This window comes from Mesorhizobium sp. M2A.F.Ca.ET.067.02.1.1 (assembly GCF_004023285.1).
Taxonomy (GTDB): Bacteria; Pseudomonadota; Alphaproteobacteria; order Rhizobiales; family Rhizobiaceae; genus Mesorhizobium.
The window spans coordinates 1-1,327 of record NZ_RZSB01001109.1 but is presented as its reverse complement, the minus strand read 5'-3'; the positions used below and the strand labels follow the sequence as shown (position 1 = coordinate 1,327).

Annotated in this window: 1 protein-coding gene and 1 pseudogene; both read left to right on the top strand. The window is 59.6% G+C overall.

Annotated features, from left to right (window positions below; genetic code table 11):
- The first annotated feature begins 588 nt into the window (after positions 1–588).
- Positions 589–846: a PepSY domain-containing protein gene (locus EOA28_RS35885; protein WP_126060940.1), complete on the top strand. Its 258-nt coding sequence runs from the start codon at positions 589–591 to the stop codon at positions 844–846.
- 188 nt (positions 847–1,034) lie between these two features.
- A pseudogene (locus EOA28_RS35880) lies at positions 1,035–1,327 on the top strand (hypothetical protein); the annotation flags it as partial.

Sequence of the window (1,327 nt, the reverse complement as noted above, 5' to 3'; positions counted from 1 at the left end):
CCAAATGCGCCGCAACTGCCGGCGATGATGTCGCGCCTCTCCTCGAACGCGGCAACGGCGAGCTCGTCGTCGATGCCCATCAGCCTCGAGAATCCGACGGCGTCGATCGAAATGATTGTCGCAAGCTGACGGGTGTAATTCCGTTCAGCCATGATCGAGCCCCCAGTCCCCGCTTCCAGTCCAGAACAGGCGACCTGCGCTCAAAAGAAACGCGTCGCCGTCTGCCGATGGATATCCCCGGCAGGTCCGGCGCGCAGTTGCCACCCTGTTATGACCAGAATTCTATCAGGGTCTTTCCGAAAGCTCTACCAAGAACAGCTAATATGGCGAACGCCCTGCCCAACGCATGGTTAGTCATTCGTTATACCGGAAGGCACATCCGCATCGTGCCGTAACCCATTGAATCACGCGCCCTTTTGTCCTCAGGCAATGTTGGATTTGGCTGCTGACGGCCGAAGATCGGCCACGTCGAGCCAGGCTTCACAATGCGTTATTTTCACGCTACGGAACCAACATGCCCGCGTGCTGGTTTCTGACGGCACCCAGGCCCATATGAAACTTGGCCAATTACGCGATTTGAGGGCTCTCATGCGCACTGTTGTTTTAGCAACCGGTATCGCGGCCTTCCTTGCCGGCGGATCGGCCCTTGCGGCGGACGACCAGCCACTGCCGCCGCAAAATGCCAAGAAGCTGTCGGAGATCATTGCCAAGGTCGAGCACCGCACCGACTTCCGCTATGTGAAGGAGGTCGATTGGGATAGCGACGGCTACACCATCACCTACTACACCACCGACAAGGCCAAGGTCCAAATCACCTACGACCCGGTGACCGGCGAGCCCAAATAGGCCGCGTCGCCTCCCCGCCTTACGCTCCGCCCCGTCTACTGAAGCACATAGGCCCCCGCCCGGTTTCACACACTGTGCCTTGGCGCTGGACACTCCTGTGCCACGCGCAAAGAACCGGCCCCTTGCATCGTCACAACTTTGGTGGCTGACTGCCCCTCACTGATTGCGGGCACGGGGGTGCATGGGCAATGATCGGCCACGTCCTGAAGCGCATCCTCATGGTGCTCGTCGGCTATCTGGTCGCGGTGCTTGCTGGGTTGATCGCGGTGGTGGTGATCTACGCCATATTGAGCTCGCTGCCCAATGCGCCGGGCTACTTCGGACTTATGGAATTCACCCCCGTCGCCGTGCTGGTCGTGCCGCCGCTCGGCATGTTTGTCTACTTCCTGACGATCATCCTGACGGGTATGCAGACGCTGGTCTTCGCCTTGATCGCGGAGTTCTTTTCGCTGCGCAGCTTCTGGCTGCACATGGTCTTCGG

Excerpts from the sequence above, each read along its gene's own strand:
- EOA28_RS35885 (WP_126060940.1), top strand. The coding sequence starts at position 589 with ATGCGCACTGTTGTTTTAGCAACCGGTATCGCGGCCTTCCTTGCCGGC.